Source organism: Burkholderia sp. MSMB1498 (assembly GCF_001526245.1).
Lineage (GTDB): Bacteria > Pseudomonadota > Gammaproteobacteria > Burkholderiales > Burkholderiaceae > Burkholderia > Burkholderia savannae.
In genome coordinates this window covers 15,353-34,964 of sequence record NZ_LOYJ01000028.1, presented here as the reverse complement: position 1 = coordinate 34,964, position 19,612 = coordinate 15,353, and the positions used below count along the sequence as shown (strand labels likewise).

General features: G+C 65.1%; 17 protein-coding genes. 14 read left to right on the top strand and 3 right to left on the bottom strand.

Annotation, left to right across the window (positions count from 1 at the left end; translation table 11 throughout):
* Positions 1 to 516 precede the first annotated feature (516 nt).
* The 7 genes from pstS (at position 517) to phoR (ending at position 7,229) form a co-directional block, all read left to right on the top strand.
* A complete protein-coding gene (gene pstS, locus WS91_RS06010) occupies positions 517 to 1,545 on the top strand; it encodes a phosphate ABC transporter substrate-binding protein PstS (protein WP_059669926.1) in 1,029 nt (342 codons plus the stop codon).
* Positions 1,546 to 1,651: 106 nt separating this feature from the next.
* Entirely contained in the window at positions 1,652 to 2,638 is a 987-nt protein-coding gene (gene pstC / locus WS91_RS06005) for a phosphate ABC transporter permease PstC (RefSeq protein WP_038749789.1), read from the top strand.
* Positions 2,635 to 3,528 carry a phosphate ABC transporter permease PstA gene (gene pstA, locus WS91_RS06000; protein WP_038749792.1) on the top strand — a complete coding sequence of 298 codons (894 nt, stop codon included), beginning with the start codon at positions 2,635 to 2,637 and terminating at the stop codon, positions 3,526 to 3,528. The genes pstC and pstA overlap by 4 nt, the downstream gene beginning before the upstream one ends.
* A gap of 15 nt (positions 3,529 to 3,543) precedes the next feature.
* Positions 3,544 to 4,392: a phosphate ABC transporter ATP-binding protein PstB gene (pstB, locus tag WS91_RS05995; protein WP_038749794.1), complete on the top strand. Its 849-nt coding sequence runs from the start codon at positions 3,544 to 3,546 to the stop codon at positions 4,390 to 4,392.
* Positions 4,393 to 4,412: 20 nt separating this feature from the next.
* A complete protein-coding gene (gene phoU, locus WS91_RS05990; RefSeq protein ID WP_038749797.1) occupies positions 4,413 to 5,117 on the top strand; it encodes a phosphate signaling complex protein PhoU in 705 nt (234 codons plus the stop codon).
* Positions 5,118 to 5,147: 30 nt separating this feature from the next.
* The gene (phoB, locus tag WS91_RS05985; RefSeq protein ID WP_038749800.1) at positions 5,148 to 5,849 is read left to right on the top strand and encodes a phosphate regulon transcriptional regulator PhoB; all 702 of its coding nucleotides are present in this window, start codon (positions 5,148 to 5,150) and stop codon (positions 5,847 to 5,849) included.
* Positions 5,850 to 5,918: 69 nt separating this feature from the next.
* Positions 5,919 to 7,229, top strand: coding sequence for a phosphate regulon sensor histidine kinase PhoR (gene phoR, locus WS91_RS05980; RefSeq protein WP_038749803.1), 1,311 nt, complete (start codon positions 5,919 to 5,921; stop codon positions 7,227 to 7,229).
* Positions 7,230 to 7,438: 209 nt separating this feature from the next.
* Here the strand turns inward: phoR and ppk1 are convergent, their stop codons facing one another.
* On the bottom strand, positions 7,439 to 9,499 hold the full coding sequence (gene ppk1 / locus WS91_RS05975) for a polyphosphate kinase 1 (RefSeq protein WP_059580927.1): 2,061 nt from the start codon (positions 9,497 to 9,499) through the stop codon (positions 7,439 to 7,441).
* A 274-nt stretch (positions 9,500 to 9,773) separates the two neighbouring features.
* On the opposite strand from ppk1, the gene ppx reads away from it, so the two are divergent.
* Entirely contained in the window at positions 9,774 to 11,288 is a 1,515-nt protein-coding gene (gene ppx / locus WS91_RS05970) for an exopolyphosphatase (RefSeq protein WP_059580923.1), read from the top strand.
* Positions 11,289 to 11,610: 322 nt separating this feature from the next.
* Here the strand turns inward: ppx and WS91_RS05960 are convergent, their stop codons facing one another.
* Positions 11,611 to 12,054 (bottom strand): hypothetical protein, encoded by a 444-nt coding sequence (locus WS91_RS05960; RefSeq protein ID WP_059581036.1) that lies wholly within the window; start codon positions 12,052 to 12,054, stop codon positions 11,611 to 11,613.
* Positions 12,055 to 12,625: 571 nt separating this feature from the next.
* On the opposite strand from WS91_RS05960, the gene WS91_RS05955 reads away from it, so the two are divergent.
* Positions 12,626 to 13,696 (top strand): phosphatase PAP2 family protein, encoded by a 1,071-nt coding sequence (locus WS91_RS05955; protein ID WP_059669925.1) that lies wholly within the window; start codon positions 12,626 to 12,628, stop codon positions 13,694 to 13,696.
* A gap of 139 nt (positions 13,697 to 13,835) precedes the next feature.
* Positions 13,836 to 14,405, top strand: a complete 570-nt coding sequence (locus tag WS91_RS05950) for a hypothetical protein (protein ID WP_059669928.1) — start codon at positions 13,836 to 13,838, stop codon at positions 14,403 to 14,405.
* Positions 14,406 to 14,874: 469 nt separating this feature from the next.
* Here the strand turns inward: WS91_RS05950 and WS91_RS05945 are convergent, their stop codons facing one another.
* On the bottom strand, positions 14,875 to 15,639 hold the full coding sequence (locus tag WS91_RS05945) for a S24 family peptidase (protein ID WP_051078833.1): 765 nt from the start codon (positions 15,637 to 15,639) through the stop codon (positions 14,875 to 14,877).
* 161 nt (positions 15,640 to 15,800) lie between these two features.
* Between WS91_RS05945 and WS91_RS32230 the strand changes: the two genes are divergently transcribed.
* Genes WS91_RS32230 through WS91_RS05930 form a run of 4 tightly spaced genes read left to right on the top strand, consistent with a single transcriptional unit; the run spans position 15,801 to position 19,606 of the window.
* Positions 15,801 to 16,118, top strand: coding sequence for a helix-turn-helix domain-containing protein (locus WS91_RS32230; protein WP_080109826.1), 318 nt, complete (start codon positions 15,801 to 15,803; stop codon positions 16,116 to 16,118).
* 55 nt (positions 16,119 to 16,173) lie between these two features.
* Entirely contained in the window at positions 16,174 to 16,662 is a 489-nt protein-coding gene (locus tag WS91_RS05940; RefSeq protein ID WP_231751985.1) for a hypothetical protein, read from the top strand.
* A complete protein-coding gene (locus WS91_RS05935; protein ID WP_059669924.1) occupies positions 16,662 to 18,842 on the top strand; it encodes a DNA-binding protein in 2,181 nt (726 codons plus the stop codon). Before WS91_RS05940 ends, WS91_RS05935 begins: the two co-directional genes overlap by 1 nt.
* Before the next feature lie 17 nt (positions 18,843 to 18,859).
* Entirely contained in the window at positions 18,860 to 19,606 is a 747-nt protein-coding gene (locus tag WS91_RS05930) for an AAA family ATPase (RefSeq protein WP_038730309.1), read from the top strand.
* Positions 19,607 to 19,612: the final 6 nt, after the last annotated feature.

The following is a 19,612-nucleotide window of genomic DNA, read 5'->3' as shown; positions in this document are numbered from 1 at the left end:
AAGAGCCGAGTCAGCCGAGTCAGCCGAGTCAGCCGAGTCAGCCGAGTCAGCCGAGTCAGCCGAGTCAGCCGAGTCAGCCGAGTCAGCCGAGTCAGCCGAGTCAGCCGAGTCAGCCGAGTCAGCCGAGTCAGCCGAGTCAGGGTCGCAACACTACTCGGCGAGCTTCCATATCAGCGGGGCCGCCGATCCCCCCGGATCGGCGGCCCCGCGGCGTTTTCACGCCTTGCTCGAGGTCGTCCAATCAAATAGACCGTAGCCCGCGCGCCAGTCATCTTCTCCACGATCCGACCCCGCTACTCCCCCTCGCCAACATCGACCTTTTCCTTCGCGTGAATTTTTTCCTACGCTCTACAGGCGGCGTGCTCGCATTGGCCGGCGGCCCCGACGGAGGCCGTTGTCGCCTTTCAATCGAGTCATGTTACTGTCACAGCAGGTTCATCGAATGTCACATTACTGTCATGAGGAGCCCCTAATCTTCGCGGTGCCGTAGTCATCCGCTCACACACTGGAGGTCTCATGAAATTGATGCAAACCGCGTTCGCCGGTTTCGCCGGCGCGCTTTTCGCGGTCGCCGCACACGCCGACATCACCGGCGCGGGCAGCACCTTCGCCATGCCGATTTACACGAAATGGGCAGCCGACTATCAGCAGTCGGGCGGCGCGAAGGTCAACTACCAAGGCATCGGCTCGTCGGGCGGCCTGAAGCAGATCGTCGCGAAGACGGTCGATTTCGCCGGCTCGGATGCGCCTCTGAAGGATGACGAACTCGCGAAGGAAGGCCTCTTCCAGTTCCCGACGGTGGTGGGCGGCGTCGTGCCCGTCATCAACGTGCCGGGCGTGAAGGCGGGCGAGCTGACGCTGTCGGGCGCCGTCCTCGGCGACATCTATCTCGGCAAGATCAAGAAGTGGAACGATCCGGCGATCGCGGCGCTGAACCCGAAGGTCAAGCTGCCGGACACGGACATCGCAGTGGTTCGCCGCGCGGACGGCTCGGGCACGAGCTTCATCTGGACGAACTACCTGTCGAAGGTCAACGAGGAGTGGAAGTCGAAGGTCGGCGAAGGCACGACCGTCAACTGGCCGACGGGCACGGGCGGCAAGGGCAACGACGGCGTCGCGGCATTCGTGCAGCGTCTGCCGGGCGCGATCGGCTATGTCGAGTGGGCGTACGCGAAGAAGAACAACATGGCCTACACCGCGCTGAAGAACTCGACGGGCACGGTGGTCGAGCCGAAGACCGAGACGTTCAAGGCGGCTGCCGCCGGCGCGAACTGGTCGAAGTCGTTCTACCAGATCCTCACGAACCAGCCGGGCAAGGACGCGTGGCCGGTCGTCGGCGCGACGTTCGTGCTGCTGCACGCGAAGCAGGACAAGCCGGCGCAAGGCGCGGAAACGCTGAAGTTCTTCGACTGGGCGTTCAAGAACGGCGCGAAGGCGGCGGACGATCTGGATTACATCTCGCTGCCGGCGTCGGTCGAGACGGAAATCCGCAAGCAGTGGAAGGTGAAGGTGACGGACACGGCGGGCAAGACGGTCGCCGAGTAAGCTCGACGGCAACGTCGCAGCGGTTCGCCGCCCGGCTGCACGGCCGGGCGGCGTTTGCGGTACAGGCGGGCGGCGCAAGCCGTTCGTCATTGAAAAACAGGCTCCCATGTCTGACATTCCTTTCGCGTCGACACGATCCGGCGGCCAGGCGCCCATGCGCGCGCCGAGCCGGTACGGCGACATCGTGTTCGGCGGCCTCACGCGCGTCGCCGCCATCGTGACGCTACTCCTTCTCGGTGGCATCATCGTGTCGCTCGTCGTCGCGTCGATGCCGACCATCGAAAAATTCGGCCTCTCGTTCCTTTGGCACACGGAATGGGACCCCAACTCCGATTTGTACGGCGCGCTCGTGCCGATCTACGGCACCATCGTCACGTCGCTCGTCGCGCTCATCATCGCGGTGCCCGTGAGCTTCGGCATCGCGCTCTTTCTCACCGAGCTGTCGCCTGTCTGGCTGCGCCGGCCGCTCGGCGTCGCGATCGAGCTGCTCGCCGCGATCCCGTCGATCGTCTACGGGATGTGGGGCCTCCTCGTGTTCGCGCCAATCTTCGCGACGTATTTCCAGAAGCCCATCGGCGCGCTGCTGGGGCCGATTCCGATCATCGGCGCGCTGTTCCAGGGGCCGCCGATCGGCATCGGCATCCTGGCCGCCGGCGTGATTCTCGCGATCATGATCATTCCGTACATCGCGTCGGTGATGCGCGACGTGTTTGAAGTAACGCCCGTGCTGCTGAAGGAATCCGCTTACGGAATCGGCTGCACGACGTGGGAAGTGATGTGGAAGATCGTGCTGCCCTATACGAAGACCGGCGTGATCGGCGGCGTGATGCTCGGCCTCGGCCGCGCGCTCGGCGAGACGATGGCCGTCACGTTCGTGATCGGCAACACGAACCTGCTCGACAACGTATCGCTGTATTCGCCCGGCAACAGCATCACGTCGGCGCTCGCGAACGAGTTCGCGGAGGCGGCGCCCGGCCTGCACACGTCCGCGCTGATGGAGCTCGGCCTCATCCTGTTCGTGATCACGTTCATCGTGCTCGCGATCTCGAAGCTGATGCTGCTGCGCCTCGAACGCGGGGAGGGCCGCAAATGAGCTCGCCGATTCTCAACATGCCGGGCCCGGACGGCGCCGCGCTCGACGCGATGCGCGCGCGCTTGCAGCGCCGCCGCAAGGCGACCAACGTGATCGCGCTGACGGCGTCGCTCGCCGCGATGGCGTTCGGCCTGCTCTGGCTCGTCTGGATTCTCTACACGACGCTGCATCTCGGGATCGGCGGCTTGTCGCTCACGCTCTTCACCGAATCGACGCCGCCGCCGAACACGGCGGGCGGCGGCCTCGCGAACGCGATCGTCGGCAGCCTGATGCTCGTCGCGCTCGCGACGTTCGTCGGCACGCCGATCGGCATCCTCGCGGGCGTCTATCTCGCCGAATACGGCCAGAAGAGCTGGCTTGCGAGCGTGATGCGCTTCATCAACGACATCCTGCTGTCGGCGCCGTCGATCGTCGTCGGCCTGTTCGTGTATGCGCTCGTCGTCGCGAAGGCCGGCCACTTCAGCGGCTGGGCGGGCGTCGTCGCGCTCGCGCTGCTGCAGATTCCGATCGTGATCCGCACGACCGAGAACATGCTGAAGCTCGTGCCGAACGCGCTGCGCGAGGCCGCGTTCGCGCTCGGCACGCCGAAGTGGCGGATGATCCTGAGGATCACGCTGCGCGCGTCGGTGGGCGGGATCATCACGGGCGTGCTGCTCGCCGTCGCGCGGATCGCCGGCGAAACGGCGCCGCTTCTCTTCACCGCGCTGTCGAACCAGTTCTTCTCGGTCGACATGAATCAGCCGATTGCGAACCTGCCGGTCACGATCTTCAAGTTCGCGATGAGCCCGTTCGCGGAATGGCAGTCGCTCGCGTGGGCGGGCGTGTTCCTGATCACGCTCGGGGTGCTGGGACTCAACATCCTCGCGCGCTCGGTCTTCTCGAAAAAGTAACGGCGGAGCAATCCGATGAACATGGCAGAAAGCCACCTCGATCCTTCCCAACGCGCGACGGCGCCGGCCGGCTTCGGCGCGGCGGCGGGGCAGCGTCCGCTCGCGCCGCTGAACGCGAAGATCGAAGTCAAGAACCTGAATTTCTTCTACAACCAGTTCCACGCGCTGAAGAACATCAACCTGAGCATTCCCGAGGGGAAGGTGACGGCGTTCATCGGCCCGTCGGGCTGCGGCAAGTCGACGCTCCTGCGCACGTTCAACAAGATGTACGCGCTCTATCCGGAGCAGCGCGCGGAAGGCGAGATCCTGATGGACGGCGAGAACCTGCTTCAGACGAAGCTCGACATCTCGCTGTTGCGCGCGCGCGTCGGCATGGTGTTCCAGAAGCCGACGCCGTTCCCGATGTCGATCTACGACAACATCGCGTTCGGCGTGAAGATGTTCGAGCGGCTCACGCGCTCGGAGATGGACGATCGCGTCGAATGGGCGCTCACGAAGGCGGCGCTCTGGAACGAAGTGAAGGACAAGCTGAGCCAGAGCGGCTACGGGCTGTCGGGCGGCCAGCAGCAGCGTCTTTGCATCGCGCGCGGAATCGCGATCCGGCCCGAGGTGCTGCTCCTCGACGAGCCGTGCTCGGCGCTCGATCCGATCTCGACGGGCCGCATCGAGGAGCTGATCGCGGAGCTGAAGAGCGACTACACGGTCGTGATCGTCACGCACAACATGCAGCAGGCGGCGCGCTGCTCGGACTACACCGCGTACATGTATCTCGGTGAGCTGATCGAGTTCGGCGAAACGGAGAAGATCTTCATCAAGCCCGCGCGCAAGGAAACGGAAGACTACATCACGGGCCGCTTCGGCTGACCGAATGACGGAGAGCAACAATGTCGGATAAACATCTGTCGAGCCAGTTCGACGCCGATCTCAATGCGGTGTCGTCGAAGGTGCTCGAAATGGGCGGCCTCGTCGAAGCGCAGATCACCGAAGCGATGCGCGCGCTGAACGAGTTCGACCGCAACGCGGCCGAGCGCGTGATCGAAGCGGAAGACCGCCTCAATCACATGGAAGTCGAGATCGACGAGGAGTGCGGCAACATCATCGCGCGCCGGCAGCCGGCCGCGCGCGACCTGCGCCTGTTGATGTCGATCTCGAAGACGATCACGAACCTCGAGCGCGCGGGCGACGAGGCGGAGAAGATCGCCAAGCGCGTGCGCCGTCTCGTCGACGAGCCCGCCGCGCGCGGCGTGAACATCGCCGAGATCAAGGTGTCGGGCGACATGGCGGTCACGATCCTGCGCCGCGCGCTCGACGCGTTCGCGCGCCTCGACACGGTCGCGGCCGCGCAGATCGTCAAGGACGACAAGGAGATCGACCAGGAATTCCGCGCGTTCGTGCGCAAGCTCGTGTCGTACATGCAGGAAGATCCGCGGACGATCTCGGTCGGCCTCGACTATCTGTTCATCGCGAAGGCGATCGAGCGGATCGGCGATCACGCGAAGAACATCGCCGAATTCATCATCTACATCGTGAAGGGCACCGACGTGCGGCACCAGCCGCGCGACATGCTCGATCGCGAAGCCAATAGCTAACCCTGTCGACAAGGACGGACCGAGGTGCCGATGCCCAGCAACATTCTCGTCATCGAAGATGAGCCCGCGATTTCCGAATTGATTTCGGTGAACCTGCAGCACGCGGGACATTGCCCGATTCGCGCTTACAACGCGGAGCAGGCGCAGAGCCTGATCAGCGACGTGCTGCCCGACCTCGTCCTGCTCGACTGGATGCTGCCGGGCAAGTCCGGCATCGCGTTCGCGCGCGACCTGCGCAACAACGAGCGGACGAAGCATATTCCGATCATCATGCTCACCGCGCGCGGCGACGAGCAGGACAAGGTGCTCGGCCTCGAGATCGGCGCGGACGACTACGTGACGAAGCCGTTCTCGCCGAAGGAGCTGATGGCGCGGATCAAGGCGGTGCTGCGCCGCCGCGCACCGCAGCTCACCGAGGACGTGGTGTCGATCAACGGGCTGCGGCTCGATCCGGCGACGCATCGCGTCGCGGCGCATGCGCAAGGCAGCGAGATCAAGCTCGATCTCGGCCCGACGGAGTTCCGTCTGCTGCATTTCTTCATGACGCATCCGGAGCGCGTCCACAGCCGCACGCAACTGCTCGATCAGGTCTGGGGCGACCACGTATTCGTCGAGGAGCGCACGGTCGACGTGCACATCAAGCGGCTGCGCGCCGCGCTCAAGCCCGCCGGCTGCGATGCTATGATCGAAACCGTGCGCGGCAGCGGCTACCGCCTCGCGAAACACGCGTAACGGCCGCGCGGCGCGAGGGGTGCGCGCCGTGGCGAGCCATCGTCTTCATCTTTCGTCGGGCGCCGAATCATGAACATCATCTGGGCGCGCTTTCTGGTGTCGCTCGTCTTGCTCGCGCTCGTCAGCGTGATCATCGGCGTCATCGCAGGCCCCGTGCCGGCGCTCGTCTTCGCGCTCGCGATGCTTGTCGCGCAGGGCTTCTTCAGCACGTTTCACACGCAGCGCCTCTGGCGCCTGCTCGATGCGCCCGTCTACGGCGAGGTGCCGAGCGCGCCCGGCATCTGGGGCGAGATCTACTACCGGCTGCACAAGCTCGCGAAGCAGTGGCACGGGCAGGTGCGCCAGGTCGAGCAGCAGCATTCGCGCTTCATCCAGGCCATTCAGGCGTCGCCGAACGGCGTCGCGATGCTCGACGACCGCGATCAGATCGAGTGGTGCAACGCGATCGCCGAAGTGCATTTCGGGCTCGACGCGAAGCGCGACCTGCGCCAGCACATCGCGCATCTCGTTCGCCATCCCGACTTCGTCCGCTACCTGAACGGTCAGCACTACGACGAGACGCTCGTGATGCGCGGAATGGGCGGCAACCGGCAGAACGTGCTCGCCGTGCAAGTGTTCCCGTACGGCGAGAATCGCAAGCTGCTGCTCACGCAGGACATCACCGAGCTCGAGCGCACCGACGCGATGCGGCGCGACTTCGTCGCGAACGTGTCGCACGAGCTGAAGACGCCGCTCACGGTGCTGTCGGGCTTTCTCGAGACGATGCGGGAGCTGCCGCTGTCCGACGACGAGCGCGCGCGCTATCTCGAGCTGATGGAGCAGCAGGCGTCGCGGATGCGGCACATCGTCACCGATCTGCTCGTGCTCGCGAAGCTCGAAGGCGAGAGCAAGCCGCCCGCCGATCGCGCGGTCGACATGCGCACGGTGCTCGAACACCTGAAGGACGACGCGCAGACGCTGTCGAACGGACATCACGAAATCACGTTCAAGGTGGACGAGACGCTCGCGGTGACGGGCGCGCAGACCGAGATCTTCAGCGCGCTCGGCAATCTCGTGACGAACGCGATCCGTTATACGCCGGAGGGCGGGAAGATCCGCGTCGAATGGCGGCGCGACGGCGCGCAGGCGGTGTTTTCGGTCACGGACAGCGGGCTCGGCATCCCGGCCGTCGATCTGCCTCGGCTCACCGAGCGCTTCTACCGCGTCGATCGCAGCCGCTCGCGCGACACGGGCGGCACGGGGCTCGGGCTCGCGATCGTCAAGCACGTGCTGCAACGGCACGATGCGCAACTGGCGATCCAGAGCGAGGAGGGGCGCGGCAGCACGTTCACCGCGCGCTTTCCCGCGCATCGAACGATCAGCCGGCGGCACGCCGCGTGACGCGAGGCGGCGCGCGCCGCCGCGCGTTCGAAGCGTGCGCGGCGCGTGGGCCGTCGCTGCTTCCTGTTTGCGGTTTTTGGATTCGGCGCGAAACGTAGCGCATCGTCGCAGCGCATCGTCACGGCGAGACGGCGCAGCCGAGCGGCGGCGATCGCGGCCGCCGCTTATGCGTCGCCCGCACAAGGCGCGGCGCGCCCGGCGCCGCCCGTTCAGCAGAATTTCGCGAGAAGCCCGAGCTGCGCGTTGCGCGGCGCCTTGCCGGCGCGGCGGCGGCGATAGTGGCCGTCGCTTTGCATGAGCCACGCGGACTGATTGTCGACGAGGAACACCGACAGCCCCTCGGCGATCACGCGGCGCTTGAGCTTGCGCTCGCGCACCGGGAACGCGACTTCGACGCGGCGGAACAGATTGCGATCCATCCAGTCGGCGCTCGACAGATAGACGAGCTCCTCGCCGTCCGCGTGGAAGTAGTAGATCCGGTGATGCTCGAGAAAGCGCCCGACGATCGAGCGCACCGTGATGTTGTCGGACAGCCCCGGCACGCCGGGCTGCAGCGCGCACACGCCGCGCACGATCAAGTCGATCTTCACGCCCGCCTGCGACGCTTCGTAGAGCTCGGCGATCACGGTCGGCTCGAGGAGCGCGTTCATCTTCGCGACGATCCGCGCCCGCTTGCCGGCGCGCGCGTGCTCGGTTTCCGCGCGGATGTGCTCGATGAGCTGCGGGTGCAGCGTGAACGGCGACTGCCACATCTCGTGCAGCTTCAGTTCGCCGCCGATGCCCGTCAACTGCTGGAACACGTGGTGGACGTCCTCGCACAGCGACGGTTCGGCCGTCATCAGCCCGAAGTCGGTGTAGAGGCGCGCGGTGCGCGGATGATAGTTGCCGGTGCCGAGGTGCACGTAACGGCGCAGCGCCGACTTGTCGTTGTGCGTCACGCGGCGCACGATCAGCATCATCTTCGCGTGGCACTTGTGGCCGACCACGCCGTACACGACGTGCGCGCCGACCGCCTCGAGCTGCGACGCCCAGTTGATGTTCGTCTCCTCGTCGAAGCGCGCAAGCAGCTCGACGACGACCGTGACTTCCTTGCCGTTGCGCGCGGCTTCCATCAGCGCGTCCATCAGCGGTGAATCGGTGCCCGTGCGGTAGATCGTCTGCTTGATCGCGACGACGCTCGGGTCCTGCGCCGCCTGCTGAAGCAGCTCGAGCACCGGCTGGAAGCTTTCGTACGGATGGTGCAGCAGGATGTCGCCGCGATCGATCGCATCGAACATCGACGGCGCGCTCGCGACCGCGTGCGGGATCGACGGCAGGAACGGCGTGAACTTGAGCTCGGGCAGATCGACGAGATCGGGCAACTGCATCAGCCGCACGAGATTGACGGGGCCGTCGACGCGATAGCAATCCTTCTCGGAGAGGCCGCTTTCGTCGAGCAGGCGCCGCACGAGGTGCGGCGGCGTGTCGGCCGACACCTCGAGGCGCACCGCGTTGCCGAGGTGGCGCGCGGGCAGCTCGCCCTGCAGCGCGACGCGCAGGTTCGTGATTTCGTCTTCGTCGACGAAAAGCTCGCTGTTGCGCGTGATCCGAAACTGATTGCAGTTCTTGACGACGAGCTTCGGGAACAGCTCGCCGACGAAGCGCTGCATCAGCGAGCTGAGCAGCACGAAGCCGTGCTGGAAGCCCGACAGCTCCTGCGGCATCCGCACGAGGCGCGGCAGCGCGCGCGGCGCCTGCACGATGCCCATCACCGCCTGGCGGCCGAACGCGTCGCGGCCTTCGAGCTCGATCACGAAGTTCAGGCTCTTGTTCAGCACGCGCGGGAACGGATGCGCGGGATCGAGGCCGATCGGCGTGAGGACGGGCAGCAGCTCGTCGAGGAAGTAGCGGCGCGCCCATTCGATCTGCGCGTCGCTCCAGGTCTCGGTGCCGTGGAAATAGATGCCTTCCTGCTCGAGCGCGGGCAGGATCGTTTCGTGCAGCATCGCGTATTGCCGGTGCACGAGACGCTGCGCGCGCTCGACGACGAGGTCGTACACGTGCTGCAACGACATGCCGTCGGGCGCGAGCGCGCCCGGATTGTCGCGCATCTGCTCCTGGAGCCCGGCCATCCGGACTTCGAAGAATTCGTCGAGGTTGCTGCTCGTGATGCAGATGAAGCGCAGGCGTTCGAGAAGGGGGACGTGAGGATCGGTGGCTTGGGCAAGCACGCGCTCGTTGAAGCCCAGGATGCCGAGTTCACGATTCAAAAGCGGATAGCGAAGAGGCATCGGCAGAGAATACGAAAGGTCAGACGCAGACTCGAAAGGTCGCTCGGAAATTCTCACGGTGCGATGACGTGCTGATGACAGTTTGATGTTTGTCGGCAAATCATACGCCGGAAACCCGGGGATTTCATAAAAGCGTCCTCTGGATACAATGAAAGCCGGTGTCCGCCGGCTCGCGGCCGACACCGGAAGCCGCGCAACGCTTAAAATGGCGCCTTTGATCCTTTCGGTACGCGCAGCATCGCCTGCGCGGCCAGGCGAGTACGGAGCCCTCTCGATGGTTACATCACCGCATCTACTGGCTGCCGTCGATCTCGGTTCGAACAGCTTCCGGCTCATCGTCGGGCGCGTCGAGGAGACGCCCGCCGGCAGCCAGATCTATCCCGTCGACGCGCTGCGCGAGCCCGTGCGGCTCGCGGCGGGCCTGTCGCGCGACAAGATGCTCGACCGCGCGTCGCAGGAGCGCGGCTGGGAGGCGCTCAAGCGCTTCGGCGAACGGCTGCGCGACTTTCACCCGGACCACGTGCGCGCGGTCGCGACCAACACGCTGCGCGTCGCGAAGAACGCCGGCGAGTTCCTCGCCGAGGCCGAGGCGGCGCTCGGTTTCCCGATCGAGGTGATCGCGGGCCGCGAGGAGGCGCGCCTCATTTACGCGGGCGCCGCGCACTCGGTGCCGGCGAGCGCCGGCAAGCGGCTCGTCGTCGACATCGGCGGCGGTTCGACCGAGTTCATCATCGGCCAGCATTACACGCCGCTCGTGATGGAGAGCCTCTACATCGGCTGCGTGAGCCACAGCCGCGCGTTTTTCCCGGCCGGCAACGTCGACGAATACACGATGCGCCAGGCCGAGCTCGCCGCGAAGCGCGAGATCCAGATCATCTCCGGCGAATACAAGAAGGCGGGGTGGGATCAGGCGATCGGCTCGTCCGGCACCGCGCGCGCGCTCGCGGAGCTCGTCGAGGCGAACGGCTTCAACGACGCGGGCGTGCCGCACGGCATCTCGCGCGGCGGCCTCGAGCGCCTGAAGCGCGCGCTCATCAAGGCCGAGAACGTGAACCGCCTGAAGCTCGTCGCGCTCAAGCCCGATCGCGTGCCGGTGCTCGCGGGCGGGCTGTCGATCATGCTCGCCGCGTTCGAGGAGCTCGGCATCGACTATGTCGACACGACGGACGGCGCGCTGCGCCTCGGCGTGCTGTACGACCTGCTCGGCCGCACGCAGCACGAGGACATGCGCGCGGTGACGGTCGACGGCTTCATGCGCCGCTACGGCGTCGATCGCGCGCAGGCGGCGCGCATCGGCGTGCTCGCCGCGCGCTTCTACGATCAGCTCGACGAGCCCGAAGGCGAGGCAAGCGACGAAAGCCGCACGTTTCTCGGCTGGGCGGCCGCGCTGCACGAGATCGGGCTGTCGATTTCGCACAGCGCGTATCACAAGCATTCGGCGTACATCGCGAGCAACGCCGACATGCCGGGCTTCTCGCGCACCGATCAGGCGCGGCTCGCCGCGCTCGTGCTGGGCCACGCGGGCAAGCTCGGCAAGCTGTCGCAGGCGCGCGACGTCGAGTGGCCGCTGCTGTTCTGCCTGCGTCTCGCCGCGCTGCTGTGCCGACGTCGGAACGACGCCGGGCTGCCCGACATCAACATCGCGCAGATGAAAAAGGGCGGCTACGAAGTGCACTTGCCGAGCGCGTGGGTCCAGCAGAATCCGCTCACCGACTACAGCCTCAGCCAAGAGGCGGCCGAGTGGGAGAAAGTCGGGATTCCGTATCGCGTCGTCTATACGGGCGCGTGATTCGCGTTGCGGCGGCGCGGCGCGCGTGTCGTCGCGTGTTTCGTCGCGCGTGTCGGCGGTAGGCTGCGGCGGGGCGCGGGGCGCGGGGCGTCGGTTGCCGTCGCGCGGCCGGCGTTCACTTCACTCATGTCGCCGCGGATGCGCGCGTCGAACCTCGGCGAGCGCATGCCGCCTTGCACGACGCGCAAACTTGACGGGGTGGGGGCGCGGGCGACGCCGCCATGTTTGCGGCGCGGCTTTGATGCTCGGCTTTGCGGCGCGGCTTTGTGGCTCGGCGTCGGGCGCGGGCCGCGCTGCAAGCCGGCCGCGCATTTCGGCATGCTTACGGCGACGTGCAGACGATCGCCGTCAGAAACGGAAACGCATCCTTGACGACCGCCTGGCTGCCCGCCTCGCGCACCTTCGCCTCCACCGCCTGCTTCGAGCCCCGCAAGACGACGCCGTACGCCCAGTCGCCGATCGGTGTGCCGTCGCCGTGCGTGAAGATCGGATCGTTCGCCTGATAGCCGAGCACGACGTAGACCGGAAAACCGTAGGCAGTCAGCGAATGGTTCGTGCGGAACGCGTTCATCGAGTTCGCTTCGACGTGCATCGGCTGCGAGCGGATCGCGCCGCTCGCGACGAGCGGCGCGACGAACGCGTGGCCCGTCGACGAGCAGCCGAGCGCGGCGTCGAGCGCCAGTGAATCGGCGGATGCGGGCGATGCGCTCGCGAGCGTTGCGATCGGGATCAGGAGTCGGGCAATCAGGCGGAGTGAATCGTTCATGCGATGGCGCGCGCCGGACGGGCGGCGGGTTGTCGACGGCCCGGGGCGGGCCGCTCGGTCGGAGGCGGGCAAAACGGTGCGCGGCGATGCGGCCGCGGCCTGTTCGCCCGGCTTTTCTTTCGAGCCTGACGGATCGGGCGCGACTTGCCGCTTCGGGCTTGCCGGCGCCATTCGCCCGATGATAGCGAAAACGTCCGGCGCGCGCAGGCGAATCGGCGCGTGACGATTGCGACGGGCGCGTTGGCGAAACGCTTGACTGAGGGCGGGCGGATGCGCGGCGAGGGGACGCGAAGCGCGCGTGGGCGGCGTGAAAGGAGGCGACATGCGTGTTTGCGACACGCGCGTTCGCGACGTGCGCATTCGCGACATGAACGTTCGTGACATGCGCTTGTGGACAGCGCATATGCATATTCACAACAATCGACTCGAGTGCGGCCAGCGATCTATGATGAGCGACGCCCGACGCCCGAGCCATCGGTCTCCGTCGTTTGGGAGGGCCGCGCGCGGCCGCATCCGCCGAACCGCGCCGGGAAGCGCCGCACGCAATCATTCGTAAGACAAGAGCGACCTCATGACGCATCGTGCCGACACCGCCCCATCCGCCGATCCGTGCCGCAGCACGCTCGCGCGGCACCCCTATCGGCTCGGCTGGGCACTGTGCGCCGCGGTGGCGCTCGTCGACGCCGTGTGGCTGCGCGCGGGCGGCTACGTGCTGCAAGGGGCCGGCGCCGTCGCGGCCGTGCGGGCTGTTGCCGTGTGCGCGGTGTTCTCGATCGTGCTGGGCGGCGTCGCGCGCATGCCGCGCTATGCGGACGTCGCGATGCGCTTTCGCTATCGCGAGGCGTCCCGCACGTTCGCGTGGCTGGCGCTGCTGGCCGCGTTCGTCGCGGCGGCGGGCATCCTGTCCTATCTCTGCGTGACGTTGAGGCCGCCGCTCGTCGACGACGCGTTGATTCGTCTCGACGCGCGTCTCGGCTTCGACTGGCTGGCCGCCTACGACCGGGTTCGCGCGCATTCGGCGCTGCAGCGCACGCTCGCGTTCGCGTACGACAGCGCGAAATGGCAGCTGATCGCGATTCCGATCTGGCTGGGCCTGACGGGGCGCGACGACGCCCTGTCGGAGTTCGTCTCGCTCTTCATGCTGACGAGCGTGCTGGTGCTGCTGATTTCGGCGCCGTATCCGGCGGCGAGCGCGTTCCTGCATTTCCGCGTGTCCGATCCGGCCGCGCTGTCGAGCGTGAGCGATTTCGTGCGATTGCGCGACGGGACGCTGCGAGTCTTCGATCCGTCGGCGCTGCAGGGGACGGTATCGCTGCCGTCGTTCCACACGGTGCTCGGCGTGCTGTTCGCCTATGCGCTGCGACGCGTGCGCGTCGTCGCGCCGTTCGCGCTGCTGTTCAACGGCTGGATGATCGCGTCGACGCCGACGCAAGGCGGGCATTATCTCGTCGACGTGCTGTCCGGGCTGCTCGTCGCGTTTGTAGCGATCGCTGCGCTCCGTCATGCGAGCAGTGCGCGAGCGGCCGCCGGCGCCGCGTTCGCCGGTCGCGGGCAGCCGGCGACGTCGGGGCTGTTGGCGGGCGGCGACGCGCCTTTCGCAGGCCGCGCGGCGCGAGCATCGCGATCGAACGGCGAAGCGTGAGCCGTCCGTGGGCAGCGCAATTCGATTGCTTTTGCTCGATTCGCTTGCTATCACAGAGGACGGCGGCAGACGACAGCGGACGCACGCGTCGAGCGACGTCTGCCCGCCGTCGACGAAGAACGATAAGGAGGACGCGCAAATGGCCAGCCCGACTGCTCACAAGATCATGATCATCCGGCACGCGGAGAAACCGGACGGAAACGATGCGCCATACGGCGTGAACGCGAAGGGAGAACAGGACGTCGAGGCGCTCACGGTGTTCGGCTGGCAACGCGCGGGCGCGCTCGCGGCGTTGTTCGCGCCGAGCCGCGGCCCGCTGCAGAGCTCGGAACTCGCGACGCCCGATTGCCTGTTCGCGGCGGCGGTCGCGAAGCATGCGAAGAGCGCGCGTCCGATCGACACGATCACACCGCTCGCGCACAAGCTCGGATGCACGATCAGCGACGCGTATACGAAAGGGCAGGAAAAGGAGCTGGCGCAGGCAGCCGCGGCGAGCAAGGGATGCGTGCTGATCGCGTGGCAGCACGAGGACATTCCGGCGATCGCCAATGCGCTGCCGCTCGGCAAGGCGACGGTGCCGCCGAAGTGGCCTGACGATCGCTTCGATCTCGTCTGGGTGTTCGATCTCGATGCGGCGAGCGGCACGTATCGGTTCAGTCAGGTGCCGCAACTGCTGCTGAAGGGCGATCGGAACAGTGTGATCGAGTGACGGAGGGTTCGGTCAGGCGTGTCGATTCGCATCCGACGAGGGATGCGCGTTCGTCGAGCGTGCGCCCCCGCCGAAGACTTTCGAAGGGCGGAGAATTTTTCGAGCGGCGCTGCGCGCCGTTGGAGGAAAGCGGAATGGCCGCCGTCTTTGGCGCGGGCGAATGCCTTTCGTAGCGGAATCGTTGAAAGTGACTTGATGGAGTTTATCGATATTGGAATGGGAGATGGCGTCCGCTAAGGCATCTTCGATTGCGGGGCCGTCAATGGATTCTTTGTGGGGAGGTGCTCGATTTGACACCGCCAGAATCTGCACTCGAAAGTCGCTCGAACGCCCGCAGCACAAGGCGTTGAGCGATTTCGGCGGACGCGACGGTGCGCGAAGGATTCTGCGAAAAATGACTGCGAAATGCGCGGATTTCGCAAAGATTTTGACACCGGAGTAGCCGGGAAATGGAAGTTATCCACACCGCCTACATCTGCCGGCCCGCCCAAACCACACGGCCGATGATCTCGAAGTCGGACGGCGGCTGCGCCATATTGACCTCGAATGGCTCGTATGCGGTATTCGCGCTGCTTACCTTAAGAATGCCTCCCGGCAGCCGTTGCAACGTTTTGACGATCACGTCTCCATCAATCCGCAGCACGTAAAGCCCAGCGGAACCAGTCGTTTGGCTTCGATCGATGAGGATCACATCCCTATCGTTCAACATCCCCTGAAGAGAATCCCCCTTTACCGATAGCACCGACAGGTCGGTCGGTTTCGCATGTAAATAGTTCTCGATCCAGTACCGGCGAAACGCCATCGTGTGCTTGAGCGATTCGTCGGTGACTGCTTGACCGTGTCCGGCTGCTGCTTTCACGTTGTACCTGGGGATAAAGACGAATTCGGATACATCCACCGCGTTTCCAAGCGTGTCCCGAACCGCGACTGCTTGAGGAGTTTCGCTCAGGGGCGCGTTCGCGTGAACGCCGCTCGTCGCTGAAGCTGCATCCCCGAACGCTACCCAGTCCAACCCTGCGCCCGCTGCTCTCGCAAGATTGGCGATGACCTCGAACGGGGGCTTGCTCTCCCCCTTAATGTACCGGCGCAACATCACCGCCGAAACGCCGGCAACCGCCGCCGCAGCTTCCCGGTCGCCGATCCTGCGGCAAAGCTCATTAATCCGGCTTTCGATTCCGGGAGCAAGAAACGAAACCGACACATCTGTTCGGTCATCGGCTTTCGATTCCGTCATAGGTCATTGATCCGAAAAAGAAATTTCGGTTCGAGCGACAATTTCTGTCTCACAGCAACCGAAAGAGAAACGAAATTTTCGACTCACCGCAAATTTTCGATTGCGCAGCCGAAACGATATGGTTACCATGTGCTCACATGTTTAACGAAGGTGATGAGCACATGAGCACATCTGATACCTCAAAAAAAGCCGCCGAGGATTGGGACAAGGCGGACATCAAGCATGCCCTCGAAAAAAAGGGCTGGAACATTCGACGGCTGGCGAACGCATGCGGCTACAGCAACTCGAGTGCGCTTCGTAAGGCGTTCGACAGTTCATATCCGAAGGCCGAACGCATCATCGCGAACGCAATCGGCGTCGAACCCGAAACTATCTGGCCGAGCAGATACGAGAAACGCAATTTTACGCCCGTTTTGTCACCGTCATCTCCTGTTTGTGTGCCACGTAGTGTGCGATCCGCCACCGTGGCGATGGATTGAATCGTATCCGCCCTGAATCTGTCGCGCTACCGGCGCAATTCTCGACCTGGACATCATGACGATGAGAAAACGGACCTGGAAATCCCTGCACGCGACAAGCCTGAGCGAGGCTTTCGAGCTGTGCGTTGAACATGCTGCCGAGCGCCGCCGGCCCGCGAAGGTGCTTGCCGATCTGATGGGCGTCGAGGTGAAAACGATGTACCGGTGGCTCGCGGAGACGTCGATGCCGCTGAACCGCGTGCGTCAATTCGAAGAATTCTGCGACGCCCGCTTCGTTAGCGAATACCTGTGCATCGCGGACGGCCGTCGCGTCGTCATCGAGATCCCGACTGGTCGTCGCCCGGGCGTCTCCGATCTCGCATCCTTGCAAAGCGCGTTTGCCGATGCGGCGGCCGTGCTCTGCCGTTACTACGCATCAGGCAAAGAGCAGGCCGAAGCAATCGCGGCACTGACCTGCGCGATGACCCAGGCCGGCTACCACCGTGAAAACGTCACGAAGGATCGCGCGCCTGAGCTACGGTTCGATGAAGCGGAGGCCGAGTAATGCAGGCCATCGTCAAATCACACTACACCGCTCCCGAACTCGCAACGCTCGGGCTGCCCGGAGTGCCGACCACCGAACAGGGCGTGCGCTATAGCGCGACTCGGGAACAGTGGGCAGCACGCCGCCGTGCAAAGGGTAAGGGCCTGGAATACGCGCTGGACAGTCTGCCGGCCGAAGCACAAGCGGCGATTCGCCACCGCGCGTCGGCGGCGCTCGTCACGTCCGTCCCCGCTCAAACGGCCAAGGCCGTCATCCGTCGCGAGCAGCAACTGCAACTCGTCGAAACGGACGCGCAGCGCCTGCGCGCTGATGCGCGCAAGGGCATCTTGTCCATGCTCGACCGCATCATGACGCAGTGCCGAGTCTCGCGCGAGGCGGCGATGCACACGCTGCTCACGCAGGCCCGCCTCGGCACGCTCGACGATCACATGACGGCCATGCTGCGTGCAGCCAAGGACCCGCGCGGCCGCAAGGGCGACGAATTCCCGAGCATTCGCTCGCTGAAGCGCTATCTCGGCCTGTCGAAACAGGGTTCCCTTGCACCGAAGATTCCGAAGTCGAGCTTTGTGATTCCCGAGTGGGCGAAGCAGTTCCTCGAACACTATCAGCAGCCGCAGAAACCGTCGGTCGAGCAAGCTTATCGTGACTTCACGACGGCATGCGCCGTGCAGCGGGTCACCTACGACGTGCCGAGCATCCACCAGGTGCGCCGGTTTCTCGACAAGCTCGGCACCGTGACGCTGCACACGGGACGCATGGGGTCGCGCGAGCTGAAGACCATGCTGCCGTTTATCCGGCGCACGTTCGACAAGCTGCTGCCGAACGACATCTGGTCGGCCGACGGCCATACATTCGACGCGGAGGTACAGCACCCGCTGCACGGTCGGCCGTTCCGGCCGGAGATCACGTCGATTATCGACGTCGCCACGCGACGCGCGGTCGGCATCTCGCTCGACCTGGCCGAGTCGTCGTTCGCCGTGCTCGACGCGCTGAGTACCGCAGTACTCAAGTGCGGCGTGCCGAGCATGTTCTACGTCGACAACGGGTCCGGCTACAAGAACGCATTGCTGAAAGACGAAGGCGTCGGCGTCCAGGGTCGCCTGGGCTTCGTCGTCACGCACTCGATTCCGTACAACTCGCAGGCGCGAGGTGTCGTCGAGCGCCTTCACCAGACGCTGTGGGTCGCCGCCGCGAAGACGCTGCCGTCGTACATGGGCGTGGACATGGACCGCCAGGCCAAGCACGTGATGTTCAAGATCACGCGCGACGCTCTCAAGCACGGCGGCGCGATCTCGCTGATGGGATGGGACGCGTTCATCCAGTTTTGCCAGGAACAGGTCGACGCGTACAACGATCGTCCCCATAGCACGCTACCCGTCATCCGTGATCCAAACACCGGCAAGCGTCGGCACATGTCACCCAATGAAGCGTGGGCGGCACATGGCGCGCAAGGTTGGCAGGCCGACACGCTCGACGAACACGATGCGCGCATGGTATTCCGGCCGCGTATCAAGCGCACCGTCGCGCGCGGCGAGGTTCGGTTCCTGAATCACCGGTATTCGAATCCGCAGGAGCTGCTCGAATTCCACGACGAAGAAGTTCAAGTCGCTTACGACATCAACGATGCGCGGTTCGTCTGGATTTACGCGCTCGACGGTCGCTACATCTGCCAGGCCGAGGCCGGCGCGAACGAACGGGCCTACATGCCGCAGTCCGCTGTCGAACAGGCTCGCGAGAAGCGTGCCGATGCGCGAGCGAATCGCCTGCAAGTGAAGCTCGACGAGGTCGAGGCGGAACGTCGTGGCCAACCGGCACTCACCCTCGAAACGCCCGAGGTCATCACGATCCCAGGGTTCGGCGACATCACGCGCGACGCGCTGAGTCGGCGCTTTGTGGACGTCGAGCCAGTGATCGACATCGAACCGGCCGCGCCCATGGTCCTTGAACCGCAATCGGAACCGGAAGCCGTCACTGAAACCGCCACCGTGTTTCAGCTTCCGGAAACACCCGAACTGCGATTTGCCCGGTGGCAGACCCTGAACGAACACATCGAAACAGGAGGCATTCCGGACCAGGACGAATTGCAGTGGTACGGCAGATACGCGTTGAGCAAAGAATTTGCGGCGCAAAAGCGCCGCGCGGAACAGGCTGAAGAGTTGCAGCTCGCCAGCCATCAGTAACACCAACAGGAGCAAGCATGACACAACTCGAATCCACGCTCAAACCGATTGTAGGCGGCGTCGCTCAAATCACCAACCTGAACCTGTGCGACATCGCGATCGAGCGAGCTGTCTCGCGCAGCGCGAACCTGCCCGGTCTCGTGTGCTTTTACGGCCCGTCCGGCTACGGCAAGAGCATGGCCGCGAACTACGTGGCGAACGCTCGCCGCGCGCGCTACGTGCAGGCGAAGTCGGTCTGGACGAAGAAGCATTTCCTGAAAGCGATCCTGTTCGAGATGGGTATCAAACCCGGCGGCACGATCCCCGAGATGGCCGATCAGGTCGCCGAAGAACTGGCCGCGTCCGGCCGGCCGCTGATCATCGACGAGATGGATCACCTGGTCGACCGCAACGCGGTCGAGCTGGTCCGCGATCTGTACGAGTCGAGCCAGGCACCGATCTTGATGATCGGCGAGGAAGCGCTGCCGATCAAACTCAAGAAGTGGGAGCGTATGCACGGCCGCGTGCTGGCCTGGGTGCCGGCACAGCCCGTCACGATCGACGACGCCCGCCAGCTCGCGACGCTGTATTGCCGACACATCACGGTTGCGGACGATCTGCTCACGCGGCTCGTCGAACTGGCGCACGGGTCCGTGCGTCGCGTCTGCGTGAACCTCGAACGTATCCAGGAGGAAGCGTTGATGGCCGGCAAGGATGCGATCGACCTCGCGCAGTGGGGCAAGCGCGAGCTGTACACCGGCGAAGCGCCGAAGCGCCGCGTGTGAGGTCGA